Here is a 21,211-nt window from a genome sequence, read left to right on the forward strand (position 1 = left end):
GGCGGGTAACAGGCTTTAAACTAGCTAGGGTGATAACCAATGGCCGTTAGACAGGCAGATGTAGTGCTGGTCGGCGGGGGCGTCATGAGCGCCACCCTCGGCATGATGCTCAGGCAGCTCGATCCTTCCCTGGACATCGTCATGGTTGAACGTCTTGATCACGTAGCCCATGAAAGCACCGACGGATGGAACAACGCAGGGACCGGGCACGCCGGCTACTGCGAACTCAATTACACCCCCGAAACTGATGATGGCGATGTTGCTATTGAGCGGGCGTTGAAGATCAATGCCTCGTTCGAAGTGTCTTTGCAGTTCTGGTCCCATATGGTTGAGCAGGGCATGCTGCCGGACCCCAAAAACTTCATTAACCGAACCCCTCACCAGAGCTTTGTATGGGGTGAGGATGGCGTGAAGTTCCTCAAGCGCCGCCATGAAAAGCTCAGTGCCCATCACCTGTTCCGCGAAATGGAATACACGGATTCGCCGCGGGAGCTGGAAGAGTGGATGCCGCTGGTGGTCAACAACCGGGATCCAATGCAAAAGGTAGCCGCCACTCGAATCAAGCACGGTTCAGACGTGGACTTTGGCTCTCTTACCCGCAGCATGGTGGAATTCCTGGAAACCACGCCGAATTTTGAGCTGATGCTAAGCAGCCCCGTGCATTACCTGGCCAAGCGTGACAATGGCCGCTGGAAGGTGCGGGTGAAGAACCAGAAGACCGGTGAGCTGACGAAGCTAGAGGCGGGGTTTGTCTTCCTGGGTGCCGGCGGCGGAGCGCTGCCGATGTTGCAAAAGTCCAACATCGATGAATCCAAGGGCTATGGTGGTTTCCCCGTCAGTGGTCAGTGGCTGGTTTGCCAGAAGCCGGAAATCGTTCAGCAACATCACTCCAAGGTGTACGGCAAGGCACCGATCGGGGCGCCGCCGATGTCGGTACCGCATCTGGATACCCGTATCATCAACGGTGAACCGGCGCTTCTCTTCGGCCCCTTTGCTGGCTTCACCACACGATTCCTCAAGCAGGGCTCGGTATTCGATCTATTCGGCTCGGTCCGCTCAGCGAACCTGCGCCCCATGTTATCGGTGAGCCGCACCAACATGGACCTGACTCGCTATCTGATTGGTGAAGTGTTCCAGTCGCACAGTGACCGCGTGGCTTCCCTGCGCAACTACTTCCCGGACGCCCGCGAAGAAGACTGGCGCCTGCAGGACGCTGGCCAGCGTGTGCAGATTATCAAGAAGTCACCGGAAGGTGGCGGTAAGCTGGAGTTCGGCACCGAAATTGTGGCGGCGAAAGACGGTACCCTGGCCGCTTTGCTTGGCGCATCGCCGGGGGCTTCGACGGCTGTCCAGGCCATGATCGATGTGATCCAACGCTGCTTCCCGGAGCGTATGGGGTCTCAGGAATGGCAGGAGCGCATGAAAGTGATGGTGCCTTCCTACGGCCAATCGCTGGTAGACGATGAGCAATTACTCAACAAAGTGCGGGAACGAACGCTCTCAACCCTGAAATTGAGCTGATATTCCCAAACGATCTAACACCTGCGTAAGCGCTGGTAGTCCTGTCTTAAAAGCCGGGGCCGCCGGCGCTTTTTGTTTTTCGGGCGCCGTGTTCGGTTGCGATTTGCGCCTGAAACGTTAGGTTATAAGGAAACACCACCAAGGAGAACAAATGATGAGCGAGCAAACATTCGATCCGAATAAAGGCTATATCGCACTCCTGGGATGGAGCCTGAATGCGGTGGAAGCTGCGGACAAATTTGATCGACGATACGTGGTGGTTGCCCCCGATTGGGCAGAGGCATACTGCAAGGAACATGATATTCCCTACGTGCCATGGAATTTTGAGCGGCTGAACGACCGGTCGGTTGAAATTGCTCAGACACTTAAAGAGATGGGCGTTAATGTGGCTATTCCACTGTTTGAGGAAACCGTGGAGTGGGCAGGCGCTATCAACTCGGTTTTGATGGATCAGCCAAAGCTGTTCGGCCAGTCCATGTTGTTGCGGGACAAGGCCCTGATGAAGCGCCGCGCCCAGCTGGGCGGTATTCGTGTGGGAATTTTCGAGGAGGCCCACGACCGGGACGACGTTATCCGTTTCCTCAAGCGCGTCAACCAGACCCTGCTGAAGCTGGACGGTGACCCGAATGACCCGATTCACCTCAAAGCATTCGACAAGGCCGGTTGCCTGGGCCACCGGGTGATTCGTACCCCGGATGAAGTGGATACCATTCCCGAGGAAGAATTCCCGGTGCTCATGGAGTCCCACCTGGACGGTTGGGAGTTTGCTGTCGAGGCCTGGATTCACAACGGCAAGATTGCGTTCCTGAATATCTCGGAGTACGTGACCCTGGGTTACTCGGTGTTTGTGCCGGCCACGCCCGACCTGGAGAAATACCGGGAGCAGATTACACGCGAGATCGAAAAACTGATCAAAACGTTCGATATCGAGTTCGGGTTCATCCACCCCGAGTATTTCGTGACCAGCGACAGCACCATGTACTTCGGCGAGGTAGCGTATCGGCCACCGGGATTCAAGGTGTTCGAGCTGCTTGAACGTGCATACGGCTTCAATGCCTATCAGGCACTGATCATGACCTTCGACCCGAAAACCACCGCCGAAGAGGTCAAAGCCTTCTTCCCGAAAGAAGTGGTGGATGCCAAGGGTTATGCCGGCTGTTTCGGCGTTTATCCGCGCCGCCGGGTGGTCAGCCAATTGGAAATGCCGGAAGAGACCGAGAACCACGATTACTTCGAATCCCACGAACTCACGCCGCCGCTGGAAGAAACAGTTACCAAGCGTACCGCCTTTGGCACGCATTGGGGCCTGATTTACTTCTTCGGTGAAGACCCGTATGCGATGCGTGATTTACTGAAACATCAGGAAGAACTGGATTTCTATGTATAATTCCGTAAGGAATTAACAACAACGGGCCTGGTCCAGGCCCTGAGGAAGACAGTTTGAGCAATTCCGACGCTGGAAACCCAGCCCCCGTCGTCAATTTCGACAAGCTGGTGCAGCGACTGGACGACGCGATTGCGGCTCTCGATGAGAGCCGCGCTTTCGCCAAGCCAGGTAAACTTCCCCGACTGTTCGACACGGTTCGCCGGGTGTTGCTTCAGCCTGAAGGTTGCCTTGCGCTGCAGGAACGATCCGAATGGCTTGAGCGGTCCGGCGTGTTCCTTGGAACCGACTGGGCAGATCCCGCCATCCTGTTGCCGTCATTGACGACCTTTTCCCTGCAAAGCCCCCATGCCGACACAGTCATCATCGAAGCGCTCAGTGAATTGCGGCTGCTGGCGGTTGCCCGGGGCGAGTATCAGCATGAGTCGTTTTCCGCGGAGCAGGCGCATCACTACCTGACGCAGGTGTTGGCCATCAACCTGAACTTGCTGTTTGGTGAGTCTGGCGAAGCCGAACGGGAACAGGGCAAACTGGCACTCGTCAGCCGCGCGGTGGTGCAGCATATTGCCACCCAGATTGGCTATGAGCATGTCATTGACCAGCTCATCGAAGAGATCTGGCGAATCCTGCAGCAACGGCCGATCCAGGTCAGCAGCGTACGGCAGATGATTACCCAGATTGCACTGTGCCGCATTGATCCCAATGTGGATCTTGGTGGTGCGGGTCAGGGTGCGGAGCGTCTGATTTCAAGCCTTTACGGGCCGACACAGGCGTGCCGTGAAGATCCTGGCATTCCTGTCTACCAGGAACGGCTGCAGTCCATGGACGCCGTGGCCCTGCAAAGTGAGGCGACCGGTTTCGCCCGCTCCATGCACGACACCGGGTTGGTATCGCCCTATCACGCCACGTTTGTCCGCCACATCCTGGAGAGTCAGGATGCGCTACTGACGGAAGCTCTGGGCCTGTCCAGTACCGGCCGCGATTGCCTGCTTTGCTACAAGGATCTGGTGCATGAGTTGATCAACGAAGGCGTCTATCCGGAAACAGCCCAAGGCCTTTACGGCCTTGCGTTGATGCTGGAGCGAGGTATTCTCTATCAACCGCCGCTTGCACCCGCACTTTGGCGCCAAGCCAGGCTCTCTATCTGTTCGCAAGCCCGTGAGCGTATCCAATTGGCTTATGGGTATCAGCCACAGCCGAAGGCGTGGCTGCTGCAGGGTGTGCTTAACATGCTGGGTCAGCCCCTTGGTGTGGGTCAGGGAAATAACCCGACCTGCCAGTCAGCCCGGGCGCTCTCCATGTGGGCCTACAATGACCCGGACTATCTTTTGCAAATGGTGGCCTGGGCCGCCCGGGATAACGAAATCATCATGCACTTCGAGGGCAGCCCGGTTTCTTCCTCCGGCAGCCAGGGCGGTGTGGCCTCGGAAGTAACGCTCGATTTGGATCCGGTTTCGCTGGTGGTAGTACCGCACCTTGACCGGATTTATGCGGAAATGGGCCGCCTGTGTACGGACCGCCAGGGCGACCCCCACCAGTGGGTTAACCCTGAATTCCATGGTTGGTCCGCGGGTCGTGGATTCCGCATTAACGTGGATGTAGCAACCGGGCACCTGGACGAGCTGGAAACGTTCCTGCGGCATTTCTATGCCAGCTACCACCCCTACTACAATGGCAATCAGCCTTTGATCCACCCGCAACCGGCCGGCGTAGCAATTACTGACAGTGCTGCTAGATTCATTGGCTGGCACGCCATCACCATCCTCCGTGTGACCCTGGACCCGGAAGACGTCATGCGGGTGTATTTCTTCAATCCCAATAACGACAGCGGTCAGAATTGGGGTGACGACGTGGTGGTCAGTACCGCCAGGAAAGGTGAACGGTTTGGTGAGGCATCCTTGCCCTTTGAACAGTTCGCCTCGCGGCTGTACATTTTTCACTTCGATCCCCTCGAACGCGGTGAACCTGCGGAAGTGGGCGAGGAGGAATTGGAACGGGTGATCAGCCGCATTCACCGCAGTTGGGGCCGAGACCGGTTACCGGCTGAGGAACTGCAGGCAGAGCCCCCGCAGGAAGGGTAGGTCCAACCAAGCCAGAACGGGAGAGATGATGACCGCTGAGGCCAGTAACCGCCGAAACGGCGCCGAGCTGTTTGTTCATGCCCTGGAAAACGAAGGTGTTCGGTACATCTTCGCGGTACCGGGTGAAGAAAATCTGGATCTCCTCGAGGCCTTGCGCGAATCCAGCATTGAGCTGGTGCTCAATCGCCACGAGCAGGCAGCAGGCTTTATGGCCGCGACCTATGGACGCCTGACAGGCCGTGTGGGTGTTTGTCTGTCGACCCTGGGCCCTGGGGCGACCAACCTGGTAACCGCTGCTGCCTACGCCCAGCTTGGCGGCATGCCGATGATGATGATCTCCGGGCAGAAGCCCATTAAGTCGTCCAAGCAGGGGCTGTTCCAGATACTGGATGTGGTGGACCTGATGCGGCCGCTTACCAAGTACACCCGCCAGATCAGCAACGCCAACACCATCCCCGCCAAGGTGAGGGAAGCCTTCAGGTTGGCTTCCGAAGAGCGCCCCGGTGCGGTTCACCTCGAATTACCGGAAGACATCGCCTCCGAGGTGGCAGAGAGCGATACCCATATCTTCCAGCCCAGTGATGCCCGTCGGCCCACTGCCAGTACCAAGAGCCTGGACACTGCCTGCGACATGATCAGCAAAGCCAGGTATCCGCTGATCATGATTGGCGCCGGCGCGAACCGAAAACGGGTGTCCCAGGCCCTGATCCACCTGGTCAACGTGACCGGCATTCCCTTCTTCACCACACAGATGGGCAAGGGTGTTGTGGACGAACGCCACCCCCGCTACCTGGGTAATGCGGCTCTTTCGGCCGGTGATTTTGTGCACTGCGCCATCGATCACGCCGACCTGGTTATAAACGTCGGACACGATGTGGTTGAGAAACCGCCGTTTTTCATGCATCCCGGCGGCAAACAGGTTATCCATGTGAACTTCAGTGCTGCTGACGTAGACCCGGTTTACTTCCCCCAGCACGAGGTGGTGGGCGACATTGCCAACAGCGTGGAGTACCTGGCCGAGAAATGCGGCCAGTGCTCTTCACACGACTTCAGCCGGTTTATGGAAGTGAAAGCTTCCGTGGACAGCCATATGGCCGACAAGGCGGACGATGGCCGTTTCCCGGTTATTCCCCAGCGAATCGTCAACGACGTACGCCAAGTCATGCCCGACGACGGCATCATCGCGCTGGACAATGGCATGTACAAACTCTGGTTTGCCCGCAATTATCCGGCCTACGATAACAACACTGTGCTGCTCGACAATGCCCTGGCTTCCATGGGCGCCGGCCTGCCCAGTGCCATGATGGCGGCCATGCTCTATCCACACCTCAAGGTGATGGCGGTGTGCGGCGACGGTGGCTTCATGATGAATAGCCAGGAGCTGGAAACCGCTGTGCGGCTGAAGCTGAACCTGGTGATACTGATCATCAACGACAATGCCTACGGCATGATCAAATGGAAGCAGGCCCAGGAAGGCTTTCAGAACTTCGGGCTGGATTACAACAACCCGGACTTCGTCAAATACGCCGATGCCTATGGTGCCACTGGCCATAGAATCACCCGTACCGAAGACCTGCGGCCGACGCTGAAAAACGCACTGACCTCGGGGGGTGTGCACCTGATCGATGTGCCCGTGGACTACAGCGAAAACCGCCGTGTGTTTGATGAAGAATTGGTAAATCTGACCTGTAACCTCTAATGCCTGTAGTATTATTCGCCCAGTATTGAACATTGATTGAGGATGGGCGAATGAGTTACTCGTGGTTCAGAGTGGTGGCACTAGCGCTGGCGGCCGTGGTGGTCGCTGGATGCAGCAAGCCGGAAACGCCCCAGGAAGTGGCCGCTGAATTCTGGCAGGCCCTGTCCGAGAAAGACGCGGATACCGTTGCCGATCTATCGACGCTTGCCGCCCCCTCTGCCTTCGATGGCTACGCCCGGGACTGGTCTGGCACCGTGCCTGATTTCGGTCGGGTGGTCATCGACGATCGCGAAGCTACGATCGTAACCCGCCTGCCCGCTGAAAACGGCGTCCCCGGCGAGCGCCGGGAAGTGAATACCTACCTTGTGGAACAGAGTGGCGACTGGCTGGTGGATTACGACCGCACCGGCGAGGCGATCATGAATCCGTCTCCGTTTGCAGGTTTGATCGGAGAAATGAACCGGCTGGGCGAGCGCTTGACGGCCAGTTTCGGACAGTCCTCCGACGATCTCTCTCGCCAGATGGACGCCATTGCCCGCGAATTCGAGGCGTATTCCGATCAGGCCCAGCGCCGGGCAGAGCAGGCCATGGAAGAGTACGGCCAAGCCCTGCAGGGGCTGATGGAAGAGTTGGAGGAATCCATCGAAGAGGCGTTGGAAGACAACCAGCGGGCGCCTGAGAGAGATCGAAGTGTCTTACAGCGAACCGCGGCGGACCTCAATCGAAGCAGCGACAGGCTGGATGAGCCGGATTTCGACGCCTTTGCCGACAGTTCTCGTGCGTTAGCTGAGGCGGGAGCGCGTATCTCGCGCCTGAGTGACGATACCTTCAAAAGCTACAAGCGCACGTGGGACGCCAAACTGGACGAAATCACTGAGCGTACCCGCGTATTTTTTGAAGAGCTTCATGGGCGTGGGTGATAACCCGGCGTCATAGAACTGTCATATTGATCTGGTGTACTGAAGATGTGTTAGTCCCTGAAAGCGACTAAAGGAGCTCCTGCTCCACTGCATCTTTGGGCCAACGGACGGCTCCTTTTTACGCATCCAGCATTACCCCGCCAGCCCGGTAACCACAAACCAGCCGGTCACCAGCGTGAGCGACGTTGCTACAATTGCCAACAACCCGTCCCTCGCTACGATTGCCAGCCCGAAGGCCGTCAACGCAGCGCCGCCACCATTGGCGCTGAAGGGCACCACCTCCATCGCCGGCATGGCCAGAGCCACCAGCATGCAGATAATGGCCATCACATAGAGCCCTGGCCCGTCCGCCAGAAACACCAGGCGCGGCCCTGTCCAACGATCCAGAAAACGAGCCGGTTTTTGCAGCCAGTCCAGTCCCTTCAAGAGCTTGTCCTGGGGCACGGAACGCTGGGAAATCCAGGACGGCATCCAGATGGTGCGTCTGTGGAACAACAGTTGCCCCAGCGTCAGCAGAACCACCAGCCCCAGAATGGTTGGAACGCCGGGAATGTCACCGATCAACGGCGCCAGGGTGATCAGCCCTGCTACGAGCACCACGGGCCCGAACGAACGTTCCCCCACGCCATTCATGATATCGTTCACCGACACTCGCCCGGCCCCGGCCGCCGACTCGCGAATCTGCTCCAGCAGTTGTTGCATGTTGGTAGGGTCGCCATTATTTCGCATAGGTCGATGAGATGGTCTCCTCCCCTCTTAATCGGCGTCGCGATGCGCCAGGATAGGGAGTGAGAATTTCTCTATCAGAACGAGTGGGAGGAGACCATGACTAAGGTTACAACGGTTGGCATTGATCTCGCAAAAAACACCTTTGTTCTCTATGGACTGGGCCTGAAGGGACACTGCGGCTGGAAGCGCAAGGTGCGCCGCAAACAGTTGCTGGAGCAACTGGTGCGTTTAGAGCCTTGCACGGTCGCTCTTGAGGCCTGTGGCAGCTCACACTACTGGGCTCGCCAGATCCGGGCGTTAGGGCATCAGGTTGAGTTGTTACCGCCGCAACACGTGAAGGGGTATCTTCGAGGCCAGAAAAACGATTACAACGATGCACAGGCTATTGCGGAGGCCAGCGAACACGGGCGAATTCGCCCAGTGCCGATCAAGAACGTTGAGCAGCAGGATGATCGGATGCTGCACAAGCTGCGCCAGGGTGTGAGCAAGGATCGGGTACGGATCAGCAACCAGCTCCGAGGATTGCTGGCCGAGTATGGGGTGATCATCCCTCAGGGGCTCGCGGCCCTGCGTCGGGAACTGCCCCGAGCCCTGGAGGATGCCGACAACGATCTGACAGAGCGGAGTCGGCAGTTACTGAATCGCCAGTATCAGCATTTTATGCAGCTGGAAGACGAGCTGGCCTGGTACGACGAGCAGGTGCAGACGATGGCGAAACAGGACGAGACCTGTCGGCGCCTGCAAGCGGTACCGGGTATAGGCGAGGTCGTCGCCAGCTTACTGAAAAGCTGGATGGGCGATGGCCGGCAATTCCGGCGAGGCAGAGACGCTGCCGCAGCGCTGGGCCTGATTCCCCGTCAGAACAGTACCGGAGGCAAAGACGTGCTATTGGGGATCAGCAAGCGGGGCGACCCGTACGTGCGCGCCCAACTGGTCCATGGGGCCCGCGCGGTGGTTGCCCGGGTGGATGGGAAAGTTGACCGACTGAGCCGGTGGCTCCAGCGGCTCAAGGCTGAGCGCGGGTTCAACAAGGCCACCGTCGCCCTGGCCAACAAGTTGGTTCGTATTGCTTGGGTGGTTATCGCCCGAGGCGAGCACTACCAGCCATTGGAGCAACGACTGGCGGTATGAATGAGCCGGAAATGACGGCAAGAAATAAATGACACGACGTCGAGCAGTAAAGCAGTCACCCTTCTCGCAGGTTGCGAGGGTCAAAGCGATTGATGGCATAACAGGTCAGACCGGCCTGCCGAAAACCTGATAAATCCGAGGGCCCATGAGGCCGTTAGGTCGATAAGGACGGCAGGCGCGGATCTTCCATCAAGGCCAGAGGCGACATAGCCGCCTCATCAAACAGGCCGGATATACGGGCGCAAACCTGTCCCTGACATCCAACGCGGAGACCTTGCAAACGGGGAGGAGACCATATACGGATTCTTCCTCGAACTCAGGGTAACGTCTGCCAAATTTAGCCTTTAAAACCTACCATTCTCGATAATCGGAAAACAGCGATTGCGACCGAACCGCAGCGGAAATGATTGAAGCCTTTGAAGACCAGGACTAATCTCGATTCAGCGATAACAAAAACTTCAGAACCCGGAAATCCCCATGGCAGACTTGCTCAACGTTGACTGGATGCTCACCCTCAACCACCTGCTGTTGATGGCCATTGCCTACCTGCTGGCGTTCCCCATCGGTTTCGACCGGGAAGAGCAGGGGCCCCGGATTGGCCTGAGAACCTTTCCGCTGGTGGCCGTGGTCTCATGTGGCTTCATGCTCGTTGGCCGCGCCGTCATCGACTCCCCGGGCGAACAGGGCCGCGTACTGCAAGGCATCGTCACCGGTATCGGCTTCATTGGCGGCGGCGCCATCCTCAAGGACGACAGCCGCGTAATCGGCACCGCCACCGCCGCCAGTATCTGGAACTGTGGCGCGATCGGTGTGGCTGTTGCGTACCACCACCTTGAGATTGCCATAGCTCTGAGTGCCCTGAACTTCTTCACGCTGCGCTACATGGGAAGGCTGGTGCGGTCGGTGACTGGTGAGTCTGTGGTTGAAGATGGGCAGACAACCAAGCCTGTGGAAGTTCGGGAGTCTGGTAACGAAAAAAGCCCCTGAAATCAGGGGCTTTTTTCGGTTGGTTGGTGGAGACGGCGGGAATTGAACCCGCGTCCGCCAGTACTCAGCCTTGAGGTCTACATGTTTAGCGTCTCTCTATTGATTTAAGTTCAAGCGACCCGAGAGCCAGGGTGCAAGAACCGAGTTCTTTAGATCTTAGCCGTTAGCCAGTGAACTCTGGAAAACGGAGCATCCCGTAAGCGATGACGTCCTGAGATGTTGCTTCCGGGCTACGGGCGACCCGGTCAGGACGACTAGCAGCTTACGCTGCTAGTGCGTAGTTTTCGTCGTTTGCGACTATTGCGTTGCAGCTTTGGATTAACGAGATTGGCTGCCATCTCGACATGCACCCAAGGGTTCGCCACCAGCGTCGAAGCCATGTCGTCCCCTTACCGACAGTATATGTGGCTGCTTCCGCCAACTTCAAGGTTTTCCTGGTTTTGTTTTGTGGTGTCGGGTGGTCAGTTGTACTTATCAACTGGCGGCCCGGGTGGTGTTCTGTTCGCTGTTGTGCAACGCGGCGTCCAGGAGTTCGTCAAAGCTGTCGCGGAAATGCCCCATCACACTAGCCGGGTCGGCCTTGATGTTCTTGTCGATAGTGATGCCAAACTGCACCGTGCCGGCGTAGCTGAAAATGCTCAAACCGATGCCGATGTTGCCGCTTTGGGGTACCCAGAACATGGGTTGGGTAAGCTTTGCTCCGGCCAGGTAGACCGGGGCTTTCGGGCCTGGCACGTTGGTGAGCACCGCAGAGGCCTTGTTACTCAGCATGGAGATCGCCCGCCGCTCAAGGACATCCGGGCCGCGCCCGAACAGGTCCAGCAGGCTGTAGGTTACCTGAGCCTGGTAGGAGCATTTGAGGCGGTTCATGTTTTCCTGAACCTGGCGGAACCGCATGATCGGATCGGTTTCCTCCACGGGCAGGGTGACCAGCACCAGCCCGAACTGGTTGCCCAGGGTTTCGATGGGTTGCCGCATCGGGCGCAGGTTAAACGGCACGGCAACGCGAACGCCGCACTCCGGCGTGGCCTCGCCAGTGGCCAAAAAATGCCGTTGCAATGCGCCGGCGGCGGCACACAGCAGTACATCGTTGGCGGTGCCGCGCAGGGCTCTGGCGCACACCTTCACTTCGGCGAGACTCAGCGGGTCGGCCCAGGCGACATGCTTGCGACCGCTCAAGGGCCTTTTCAGGCAGGTGTCTGGTTCCGCTGGGGTGAGGCCGAGCTTGAGCAGATCTACGGCGATGTTGCCAGCGGTAGTGGCCAGTTTGAACGGGTAACCTGGCTCGTTGCGGACGGACTTTAGAAACAGGCCTGCCTGGTCGATGGCGGTTTGTCCATTGTGCAAAGCCCGGCTGGCGAGCTGGCGTAGGCCTTGAGGTGCATGGGCCTTGGATTGGCTGGATGTCGATACCCGGCTGAGTCTCGGTTCCGGTGAGTTGTCGGTCAGCGAAAGCAGCACTCGCACCAGTGAAATGCCGTCAGCAATGCAGTGATGGATGCGAACCAGCAAGGCACAGCCACCCTGATAGTTCTCGATATAGTGGATTTGCCAGAGTGGACGCCGGAAATCCAGCGAGGTGCTGGTCAGGTCGCTGGTCAGTGTTTGCAGTTCCTGTTTGCCGCCATCGCCGGGCAGGGCAAGAACGTGAATATGGTTGTCGATATGAAAGAGTGGGTCGTCCTGCCAATACGTGCGGTCGCCTTCGGTGACGACGCGCTGTCGAAAGCGCCGGAAGGTGAGGAAGCGTTCTTCGAGCGTGCGCTTGAGGCGCTTGAGGGCAATGGGTTGATCAAACACCAGCACCGCTGAAATCATCATGGGGTTCTCGGGGCATTCCATGCGTAGCCACGAGCGATCTACTGCAGACATGGGTGTTTGTCGGCGTGTCATTACTTGCTCCCTTTGTTTCCCGTCTGTCCCTGGGTAGCCGCTATCCGTATGCGGATTGGGGTAAGGGATCGAGTATAGGCTGATCAGAAAGGGGCTAAAAGAGGATGCAGATGCGACATAAAATGCGGGGAGAGGATGCCGGGCCTGGGGCCCGGCCAGCGGATCAGACGTTGGTTTCGCGGAGGATGCGTTGTTTCTGGCGGTTCCAGTCCCGTTCTTTCTCGGTGGCGCGCTTGTCGAAGAGTTTCTTGCCTTTCACCAGGGCAATTTCGCACTTCACCTTGTTCTTCTTCCAGTACATGGCCAGGGGAATGCAGGTGTGGCCGGCCTGATTAACCTTGCCGACGATCTTGGCAATTTCCTTGGCGTGCAGCAGCAGTTTGCGGGTCCGGGTCGGGTCCGCGATAACGTGGGTTGAGGCGGCGGTCAGCGGGATGATGTGGGACCCCAGCAGCCAGGCCTCTCCGTCCTTAAGCAGCACGTAGGCATCGGTGAGCTGCGCCTTGCCGGCACGGATGGATTTTACTTCCCATCCGAGCAGGGCCAAGCCCGCCTCAAAGCGTTCCTCGATGTGGTACTCGTGTTTTGCCTTCTTGTTCAAGGCAATGGTGGCGCTCGGAGCGCCGGGTTTCTTCTTGCTCATGAATCGTTGATCCGGAGTCGGACAGAAAATTTACCGTGCGTAATCGTGCCGGAAAAGCGCGCATTGTAGCCCAGTAGTACCAGACTGGTCACGAAATCGGCGCGATTGACTGAGTCGATGGTCGTATGGGCTGTGATTCCTCCGCTACAATGTGCGCTGAGATGTCGTCAGGGAATGGAATGCCTACTCCATACGAAACACCAATCGGGTCGTGGACCCGACCAACCACTTTTTTCTGGGCCGCGACCGGGGCAACCTTTGGTCTGGCGAACGTGTGGCAGTTCCCCTACCTGGCCGGCCAGCATGGCGGCGGGTTGTTCATATTGCTGTACTTGGCGTGCCTGTTGTTGGTAACGCTGCCGTTGATGGTGACCGAATCCGCCATGGGACGATACGCCCGCCATGGTTTGGTGCTGGCGATGGATGGTTTCGTTCGCAGCGCGCGGCGGTCCCGGATGTGGATGTGGGCTGGTCGGCTGGGGGTGCTGGCGGCTTTTCTGGTGCTTTCCTTTACGGCTGTTTTCGGTGCCATCGCTCTGGCCTACGTGTTTTATGGTGCGATGGGGCGGTTTATTGGTGCCGGGGAGGCCGACGCTGCTCGAATCCTTTCCGCGCTGGTGTCGGACTCTCGGGACTATCGCGTATTCATGGGCTGGCACGGATTCTTCCTGTTGCTGGTGGTGTGGGTGTCGATGCAGGGCGTGGTGGACGGTGTCGAGCGTGCAGTACGGGTAGTGGCACCGGCGATGATGCTGATTCTGCTGGCGCTCTGCGGTCTGGCCGCCTGGAGCGGGGATTTCCGCAGCGCGTCGGATTTCATGCTGGATTTCCGCCCCGCCGACGTGACCCTGGACAGTTTGCGGGCGGCGTTGTTTCACGCGTTTTTCACTCTTGGGCTCGGAATGGGCGTGTGGACCCTGTTCGGTGCCTATACACCCGCGGACACTCGTCTTAAGCGTTCTGTGCTGGCTGTTGTGTTGATGGACACCCTGATTGCCATCGGGGCCGGGTTGGCAATCTATTCGTTGGCACCCGATGGTCATTCCATGGAAGGCGAGCGCGGCTTCGGGCTACTGTTCTTGTCGCTGCCGGTGGCCCTGGCGGATTTGCCGGGCAGTCAGTTTCTGGTGGCGGCCGTGTTCCTGGTCATCGTGATGATTGTGTGGACGACCTCTCTTTCATTGCTTGAGCCGGTGGTCGGTTGGTTTCAGGAGTGGACAGGCGCACCAAGGGGCTTGTCCGCCTTTCTGATGGGCAGCTCAGTCTGGCTGGCGGGGCTTGGGTCGTTGCTGTCCTTCAATCTATGGTCCGACGAGCGTTTCGCCGGGGGCACCTTGTTCCGCTGGCTTGAGCTGATCACGGGTGGCCTGCTGATTCCACTGGTGAGTATCCTGATATCCGTCTTCGCGGGCTGGTACCTAACCCGAAACCTGACCTTCACCATACTGGGAAAGGCACCGCGCCTGATTGGCCGTATATGGTTCTGGGTGATGCGCTTGGTTTTGCCGTTGGTGGTGGCGTATATCGGCCTGCAGTACACCGCCACGTCGCTGGTGGCGTTGTGCGACAGCGGTAGCAACGGGTTGTGGTGCGAACCTACCGTAGAGTTAGCGCCAGGCTCAATGACGCCGGCTGCCCCCGACTCGGACGACCCCAACAATGAAGCCGGTGATACTGGTGGGGCTGGCGAGCCAGAGACCAAGCCGGGCAAACCGGGAGAGGAAAGCGGTAAGAATGGCCCGGCTGGGCAGGAAAGTGACCCCAACAACGGTGATATCCTTTATCATAGCGTCTGATATTGGCGTCCCGGTTAAAGGGGCACCCCCTTTGCAGGGTCTTCAATTTAAGTGTATTTGCAAGCAGGACGTCCGGTTCCAATGCCCCATCAGATCGACAAGACCGCGCTGGTCATGCACTCGGCGGAACGCATGTTCCACCTGGTCAACGATGTTGCCAGCTACCCCGACTTTCTTCCCTGGTGTTCGGCCAGCCAGGTGTACGAGCAGACAGACCACGAAATCATGGCATCCATGGATATTGCCAAAGGTGGTATCCGTCACCGGCTGACCACGCGCAACCAACTGTACCTGCCGCATACCATTGAAATGAGCCTGGTAGATGGCCCTTTCCGCAACCTTAGCGGTCGTTGGCAGTTCAAGCCCCTGCAGAATAACGCCTGCAAGGTGATTCTTACGCTGGAGTTTGAGTTTTCCGGATCCTTGTCGAGAATGACGTTCGGGCCGGTCTTCAATCAGGCTGCGAATACCATGGTGGATGCGTTCTGCCGCCGCGCAGACCAGGTGTATCTCGGGGGATAACAATGATTCGAGTTGAGGTGGCCTTTGCCAGGCCGGACAGGCAGGAAATCATCAGCTTGAGTGTTGAAGAGGGAACCACCGCCGTGGAGGCTGTGAAACGTTCCGGCATTGTCGCGATATTCCCCGAGGTCGATCCGGAAAATGGCGATATGGGGATCTTCGGCAAGGTGATCAAGAATCCGTCCGCCCACGAATTGCGGGAAGGCGACCGGGTTGAAGTTTACCGGCCGCTGCAGATCGATCCCAAGCAAGCCCGGCTCAACCGGGCAAAGAAAAAGGGCTAAGGGTTGAGGTTGGCTCAGTAGGCGGGCGTTTCTTCCAGCAGTTGAGCTTCGTAATGGGAATATTGGTCGTTATCATAGTAGACGATGACCCGTTGTTCCTTGATGTCGCCACCACTGCGCTGGAAGGTATACACAAAGTATTCCCGCGACGGATCGGCGGGGTTGGTCATCAGCGGGGTTCCCAGCAGAGAGTGGACCTGGCTGCGGGACATGCCCTCGGCCAGTGATGTCAGCTCTTCGTCGGTCAGTATGTTCCCCTGTTGTACGTTGATCTTGTATACGCCTGGGAAAACACAGCCAGCCATGATGAGAGTTAGAATGAGAGCTGTGAGCTTTTGCATCGCCGGGGGAAATCCTCTATCTTGAAATCGCCTGCCAGGGGCAGGTGTGACACGGTCTGACCGTTAACATGCGGCTTCATCATACCGGAAGCCGTGAGGCACACCAAAGAGTGAATCGTAACATGTCATCCGAAAACACCGAATTACGAAAAGTCGGTCTTAAAGTCACTCTGCCAAGAGTGAAGATCTTCAATATTCTGGAGAATTCCGAGGAGCATCACCTCAGCGCCGAGGATGTGTACAAAAAGCTCCTCGAACAGGGTGATGACGTGGGCCTGGCAACCGTCTACCGGGTGCTGACTCAGTTCGAGGCAGCTGGCCTGGTTCTGCGCCACAACTTCGAAGGTGGGCACGCCGTATTTGAGATGGCCGGCGACGATCATCATGATCACATGGTCTGCACTCAGACTGGTGAGGTCATCGAGTTCGTCGATGAGGTTATCGAAGAGCGGCAGCAAAAAATTGCCAAAGAACGAGGCTATGAGATTGTCGATCACAGCCTGATTCTGTACGTCAAACCCCTCAAGTCCTGATTATTCGGGATTTGTTCCGGGCAAAAAAGAAAAAAGGGGCGGGGTTTTAAGCCCGCCCCAACAGCTCTCAGGATCGAGAGGGGAATACGTTTATCGTTCAAACTGTTCAGTGATGCGTTGCCTGGCCCTTGGTGAACATTTCGTGGGCATGAGCAATGGTGTGTTCGGTCATATCCACACCACCGAGCATTCTTGCCACTTCGCTGACCCTGCCATTGTCGTCCAGTGACTCAATCTTCGAGTAGGTGGCGTCTGATTCCGTAAACTTGCTGACGAACAGGTGCTGATGGCACTGGGCTGCTACCTGGGCAAGATGCGTGACGCACAGCACCTGCCCATTACTGCCCAGGCTGCGAAGCAGGCGACCAACCACTTCTGCGGTGCCGCCGCCAATGCCCACATCCACTTCGTCAAAGACCAGTGTTGGTGTGGTGGAGGTTTGCGCAACCACCACCTGAATGGCGAGGCTGATGCGTGAGAGTTCGCCGCCCGAGGCCACCTTGGCCAGCGGACGTGCGGGTTGGCCCGGGTTGGCGCTGACCAGGAATTCAATGTCTTCCAGGCCGTGGGGCGCAGGCTCGTCCCCCTTGTTTCGGCTCAGATGGGTTACGAACTGGACCGCTGGCATGCTCAGTTGGGCGAGTTCCTCCGCGATGCGCTGATCGAGGTTGGCAGCAGCCTGTTGGCGAGCGTTCGACAGCTCGGTGGCCAGTGTATTGAAGTGGCTTCGCTGTTCTTCCAGTTCCGCTTCCAGCTTCTCAACGCTGCCCTCGCCGTCGTCCAGCGATGCCAACTCGGCGCTCAGGCTCTGGTGGAATTCCGGGAGAGTCTCCGGTGTGATGCGGTGCTTGCGGGCCATCTGGTAAATAGCGCTCAGGCGCTCTTCCACTTCGGCCAGTCGGGCTGGGTCGGCGTCGTAATCTTCCACAAAGTGGCGCAGGTTGTCGCCAGCCTCGGTGATCTGAATCTGGGCCTCATTCAGCATCTGGATAGTTTCCGTCAGTGCCGGTACTTCCACCGGTAACTGCTCCAGTTGCTGTAATGCCTGGCGCACCAGATCCGCTGCGCTATTGTCATCTTCCGTGCACAGAAGGGTAGCCTGATGGCTATTGTGTAACACCGTGTCGGCATGGCTGAGCTGTTCCTGCTCTTTCTCCAGCTCTATCTGCTCTCCGTCTTCCAGCGCCAGGCGGTCCAGTTCTTCCACTTGGTAGCGAAGCAACTGCAGGCGGGCTTCTGCCTCATCGGCATTCTGCTGGCGTTCGGTCAGCCGCTGTCGGGTTTTGTGCCAGGCTTTCCACGCATCCCTGGTTTGCGCTCCCAGCGCTTCTGCGCCGGCAAATTCGTCCAGCAGTTTGCGGTGGGTCTCCTTGCGTAGCAGGGACTGATGTTGATGCTGGCTGTGGATGTCCATCAGGGCGCTGCCCAGGTCCTTTAGGTGGGCGAGGGGGCAGGGCTGGCCGTTGATGTAGGCACGAGAGCGGCCGTCCTTGCTGATCACTCGGCGCAGGATGCACTCGTTGTCGTCGTCGAGCTCATGGTTTTCCAGCCATTGCCGGGCTTCGGCAATGCGGGACACGTCGAAGGTGGCGGTGATGTCGGCGCGTTTGGCACCGTGGCGCACGGCACCAGCGTCGGAACGCCCGCCCATGGCCAGGCCGAGGGCGTCCAGGACAATGGATTTGCCGGCACCGGTCTCTCCGGTCAGTGCCGTCATACCCTTTCCAAACTGAAGTTCGACCCGCTCGGCAATGGCGTAATTGGAAACGGTGAGCTGTGTGAGCATGCAGAGGTCCTCCGCTCGATTCCTGAATACTGTGATTACATACAGTGACTGTGAATATATACAGGGTTTTTCCAGTTTGCAAACATCGCCTGGCGAATTTGTGAACGAATGAGGTGCGCAACGGTTGAAACATTCGATACGGGCCCCATATCCGTTCGCAAACATGTTTTTTCCGGCCTCTGGCGGTCGGAAACCAAACGTTAACCGGCCGGTCGTCTGGCCGCCGACGATCAAGCAGGAGTAGTCATGAGCGCTGACGAGAATCGTAACGAACAGGTGGAAGAAGAGCTGAAAGACGCTGCGGAAGCCGCTCCCGAAGAAGAAACGGCGACGGAAGACAGTGCCGAAGCCGGCCCGGAAAGCGAAATTGAGGCCCTGAAGGCCCAGGCGCAGGAGTTTCAGGAGCAGATGTTGCGGTCCCAGGCGGAGATGCAGAATGTTCGCCGCCGCGCTGAAATCGATGTGGAAAAAGCCCACAAATTTGCGCTGGAGAAGTTTGTGAAGGAGCTCCTGCCGGTCGCTGACAGCCTGGAAAAGGCGGTTGAAAGCACTGAGGGGCATGAAAATGCCGGCGAACTGGTGGCCTCTATTCGTGAAGGGGTCGAGATGACCCTCAATCTGTTCATGGGTAGCCTCGGCAAGTTCAATGTGGTTCAGCTTAACCCCGTGGGTGAGCCGTTTGACCCCCAGCAGCATGAGGCCATGTCCATGGTGCCGGCGCCTGATGCCGAGCCCAACAGTGTCGTGGCTGTGGTCCAAAAGGGCTACACCCTGAATGACCGCCTTGTTCGCCCCGCGATGGTGGTGGTCGCCAAGGCCGCAGACGCGCCAAAAATCGATGAGCAGGCTTGAAAAGCAGATTAAAGCGCCAATATAGCCAGTAAACAGGCGGCGCACCGGGACTCCGGGGCAACTTTTAAGGCAGCCGGAACTGAATTGAACAACCGAATTGGAGCAATTGCATGAGTAAGATCATTGGTATCGACCTGGGAACCACAAACTCCTGTGTAGCCATTATGGATGGCGACAAGGTCAAGGTTATCGAAAACGCCGAAGGTGATCGCACTACCCCGTCCATCGTGGCGTATACCGAAGACGGTGAAACGCTGGTAGGTCAATCTGCCAAGCGCCAGGCGGTCACCAATCCGAACAACACCCTGTACGCCATCAAGCGTCTGATCGGTCGTCGCTTTGAAGACGACGTGGTCCAGAAAGACATCAAGATGGTGCCCTACAAGATCGCCAAGGCAGACAACGGTGATGCCTGGGTCGAAGTGAAGGGCGAGAAGATGGCGCCGCCGCAGGTGTCTGCGGAAATCATCAAGAAAATGAAGAAAACCGCAGAAGACTATCTGGGCGAGAAAGTGACCGAAGCGGTTATCACCGTGCCGGCCTACTTCAACGACAGCCAGCGCCAGGCCACCAAAGACGCCGGTAAAATTGCTGGTCTGGACGTGAAGCGGATCATTAACGAGCCGACTGCAGCCGCTCTGGCTTATGGCCTGGACAAGAAGAGCGGCGACCGTACTGTCGCCGTTTACGACCTGGGCGGTGGTACCTTCGACATCTCCATCATCGAGATCGCCGATGTAGACGGTGAGCACCAGTTCGAAGTGCTGGCCACCAACGGCGACACCTTCCTGGGCGGCGAAGACTTTGACATGAAGCTGATCGAATACCTTGCCGATCAGTTCAAGAAAGACAGCGGCATCGACCTGCGTGGCGACTCGCTGGCCATGCAGCGCCTGAAAGAAGCGGCCGAGAAGGCCAAGATCGAGCTGTCCAGCAGCCAGCAGACCGACGTGAATCTGCCGTACGTAACGGCAGACGCCAGCGGTCCCAAGCACATGAACGTGAAAGTGACTCGTGCCAAGCTGGAGTCACTGGTTGAAGAGCTGGTCGAGCGCAGTCTCGCACCGTGCCGCACCGCGCTGGAAGATTCCGGTGCCAAGATCGGTGAAATCGACGAAGTCATCCTGGTCGGCGGTCAGACCCGCATGCCGATGGTTCAGGAAAAAGTGAAGAACTTCTTCGGTAAGGAAGCACGTAAGGACGTGAACCCGGATGAAGCTGTGGCCATGGGTGCTGCCATCCAGGCGGCCGTGCTCTCCGGTGATGTGAAAGACGTTCTGTTGCTGGACGTTACCCCGCTGACCCTGGGTATCGAAACCATGGGTGGCGTGGCGACACCGCTGATCGACAAGAACACCACGATCCCGACCAAGAAGTCGCAGACTTTCTCCACTGCGGATGACAACCAGACCGCCGTGACCATTCACGTGGTCCAAGGTGAGCGGAAGCAGGCGACACAGAACAAGTCACTGGGCCGTTTCGACCTGGCGGACATTCCGCCGGCGCCCCGTGGCACGCCGCAGATCGAAGTCACCTTCGACATCGATGCCAACGGTATCCTGAACGTGTCGGCCAAAGACAAGGCGACCGGTAAAGAGCAGTCCATCATCATCAAGGCGTCTTCAGGTCTGAACGACGACGAAATCGAGAAGATGGTTCAGGACGCGGAAGCCAACGCCGACGAAGATCGCAAATTCGAAGAGTTGGTCCAGGCTCGTAACCAGGGCGACGCGATGGTTCATACCGTGCGCAAGACCTTGGCCGATGCTGGTGACAAGGTGTCCGACAGTGAGAAGGAGTCTATCGAGGCTGCTATCAAGGAGTTGGAAGAAGCCCTGGCTGGTTCCGACAAGGACGACATCGAGGCCAAGACTCAGAAGCTGACAGAAGCGTCTTCTGAAATGGCCCAGAAGATGTATGCGGATCAGGCAGAACAGGCGCAGCAGGCCGGGGGCGAAGAGTCTGCCCAGTCCGGTTCCAGCGACGACGCCGTTGATGCCGAGTTTGAAGAAGTCAAAGACGACGACAAGCGATAAAACTTAAGATCATCAGGCAGTTGGAAAACGCGGGAGCTCTCCCGCGTTTTCCTCGTTTTACCAACAGGGTTTT

The 21,211-nt window shown here is 57.8% G+C and carries 18 protein-coding genes and 1 other RNA gene; 13 read left to right on the top strand and 6 right to left on the bottom strand.

What is annotated here, in order from left to right; all coding sequences use genetic code 11:
* Window positions 1–39 precede the first annotated feature (39 nt).
* The 5 genes from mqo to R1T46_RS07315 all read left to right on the top strand — a co-directional run bounded on the left by mqo (window position 40) and on the right by R1T46_RS07315 (window position 7,605).
* The gene (gene mqo, locus R1T46_RS07295) at window positions 40–1,521 is read left to right on the top strand and encodes a malate dehydrogenase (quinone) (protein WP_317307852.1); all 1,482 of its coding nucleotides are present in this window, start codon (window positions 40–42) and stop codon (window positions 1,519–1,521) included.
* 154 nt (window positions 1,522–1,675) lie between these two features.
* On the top strand, window positions 1,676–2,908 hold the full coding sequence (locus tag R1T46_RS07300; RefSeq protein ID WP_317307853.1) for a carboxylate--amine ligase: 1,233 nt from the start codon (window positions 1,676–1,678) through the stop codon (window positions 2,906–2,908).
* Between the two features lie 53 nt (window positions 2,909–2,961).
* Entirely contained in the window at window positions 2,962–4,986 is a 2,025-nt protein-coding gene (locus tag R1T46_RS07305; protein WP_317307854.1) for a hypothetical protein, read from the top strand.
* 28 nt (window positions 4,987–5,014) lie between these two features.
* On the top strand, window positions 5,015–6,685 hold the full coding sequence (locus tag R1T46_RS07310) for an acetolactate synthase large subunit (protein WP_317307855.1): 1,671 nt from the start codon (window positions 5,015–5,017) through the stop codon (window positions 6,683–6,685).
* A gap of 50 nt (window positions 6,686–6,735) precedes the next feature.
* Window positions 6,736–7,605 (top strand): hypothetical protein, encoded by an 870-nt coding sequence (locus tag R1T46_RS07315; protein WP_036212141.1) that lies wholly within the window; start codon window positions 6,736–6,738, stop codon window positions 7,603–7,605.
* Between the two features lie 132 nt (window positions 7,606–7,737).
* Here the strand turns inward: R1T46_RS07315 and R1T46_RS07320 are convergent, their stop codons facing one another.
* Window positions 7,738–8,307 carry an exopolysaccharide biosynthesis protein gene (locus R1T46_RS07320; protein ID WP_317307856.1) on the bottom strand — a complete coding sequence of 190 codons (570 nt, stop codon included), beginning with the start codon at window positions 8,305–8,307 and terminating at the stop codon, window positions 7,738–7,740.
* Between the two features lie 123 nt (window positions 8,308–8,430).
* Between R1T46_RS07320 and R1T46_RS07325 the strand changes: the two genes are divergently transcribed.
* The gene (locus R1T46_RS07325; protein ID WP_317307857.1) at window positions 8,431–9,465 is read left to right on the top strand and encodes an IS110 family transposase; all 1,035 of its coding nucleotides are present in this window, start codon (window positions 8,431–8,433) and stop codon (window positions 9,463–9,465) included.
* 477 nt (window positions 9,466–9,942) lie between these two features.
* The gene (locus R1T46_RS07330; RefSeq protein ID WP_317307858.1) at window positions 9,943–10,452 is read left to right on the top strand and encodes an MgtC/SapB family protein; all 510 of its coding nucleotides are present in this window, start codon (window positions 9,943–9,945) and stop codon (window positions 10,450–10,452) included.
* 24 nt (window positions 10,453–10,476) lie between these two features.
* Here R1T46_RS07330 and ssrA read toward each other — a convergent pair.
* From ssrA to smpB, 3 genes are all read right to left on the bottom strand, one after another.
* Window positions 10,477–10,841, bottom strand: a transfer-messenger RNA (tmRNA) gene (gene ssrA, locus R1T46_RS07335).
* 85 nt (window positions 10,842–10,926) lie between these two features.
* Entirely contained in the window at window positions 10,927–12,345 is a 1,419-nt protein-coding gene (locus R1T46_RS07340; RefSeq protein ID WP_317307859.1) for a wax ester/triacylglycerol synthase family O-acyltransferase, read from the bottom strand.
* Between the two features lie 163 nt (window positions 12,346–12,508).
* On the bottom strand, window positions 12,509–12,988 hold the full coding sequence (smpB, locus tag R1T46_RS07345) for an SsrA-binding protein SmpB (protein ID WP_007153125.1): 480 nt from the start codon (window positions 12,986–12,988) through the stop codon (window positions 12,509–12,511).
* Between the two features lie 179 nt (window positions 12,989–13,167).
* On the opposite strand from smpB, the gene R1T46_RS07350 reads away from it, so the two are divergent.
* From R1T46_RS07350 to R1T46_RS07360, 3 genes are all read left to right on the top strand, one after another.
* Complete coding sequence (locus tag R1T46_RS07350; RefSeq protein WP_317307860.1) at window positions 13,168–14,784, top strand: sodium-dependent transporter; 1,617 nt, start codon at window positions 13,168–13,170, stop codon at window positions 14,782–14,784.
* A gap of 81 nt (window positions 14,785–14,865) precedes the next feature.
* Window positions 14,866–15,306 carry a type II toxin-antitoxin system RatA family toxin gene (locus R1T46_RS07355; RefSeq protein ID WP_317307861.1) on the top strand — a complete coding sequence of 147 codons (441 nt, stop codon included), beginning with the start codon at window positions 14,866–14,868 and terminating at the stop codon, window positions 15,304–15,306.
* Window positions 15,307–15,308: 2 nt separating this feature from the next.
* Window positions 15,309–15,590, top strand: a complete 282-nt coding sequence (locus R1T46_RS07360; protein ID WP_317307862.1) for an RnfH family protein — start codon at window positions 15,309–15,311, stop codon at window positions 15,588–15,590.
* A gap of 14 nt (window positions 15,591–15,604) precedes the next feature.
* Here the strand turns inward: R1T46_RS07360 and R1T46_RS07365 are convergent, their stop codons facing one another.
* Window positions 15,605–15,931 carry an outer membrane protein assembly factor BamE gene (locus R1T46_RS07365; RefSeq protein WP_317307863.1) on the bottom strand — a complete coding sequence of 109 codons (327 nt, stop codon included), beginning with the start codon at window positions 15,929–15,931 and terminating at the stop codon, window positions 15,605–15,607.
* Window positions 15,932–16,053: 122 nt separating this feature from the next.
* On the opposite strand from R1T46_RS07365, the gene fur reads away from it, so the two are divergent.
* On the top strand, window positions 16,054–16,464 hold the full coding sequence (fur, locus tag R1T46_RS07370) for a ferric iron uptake transcriptional regulator (RefSeq protein ID WP_007153120.1): 411 nt from the start codon (window positions 16,054–16,056) through the stop codon (window positions 16,462–16,464).
* A 106-nt stretch (window positions 16,465–16,570) separates the two neighbouring features.
* Here the strand turns inward: fur and recN are convergent, their stop codons facing one another.
* On the bottom strand, window positions 16,571–18,250 hold the full coding sequence (gene recN, locus R1T46_RS07375) for a DNA repair protein RecN (protein WP_317307864.1): 1,680 nt from the start codon (window positions 18,248–18,250) through the stop codon (window positions 16,571–16,573).
* Window positions 18,251–18,496: 246 nt separating this feature from the next.
* Between recN and grpE the strand changes: the two genes are divergently transcribed.
* Both grpE and dnaK read left to right on the top strand, forming a co-directional pair.
* Window positions 18,497–19,102: a nucleotide exchange factor GrpE gene (grpE, locus tag R1T46_RS07380; protein WP_317307865.1), complete on the top strand. Its 606-nt coding sequence runs from the start codon at window positions 18,497–18,499 to the stop codon at window positions 19,100–19,102.
* A 110-nt stretch (window positions 19,103–19,212) separates the two neighbouring features.
* Window positions 19,213–21,138 (top strand): molecular chaperone DnaK, encoded by a 1,926-nt coding sequence (dnaK, locus tag R1T46_RS07385; RefSeq protein WP_317307866.1) that lies wholly within the window; start codon window positions 19,213–19,215, stop codon window positions 21,136–21,138.
* Window positions 21,139–21,211: the final 73 nt, after the last annotated feature.

Origin of the sequence: Marinobacter salarius (genome assembly GCF_032922745.1) — a bacterium.
GTDB lineage: Bacteria > Pseudomonadota > Gammaproteobacteria > Pseudomonadales > Oleiphilaceae > Marinobacter.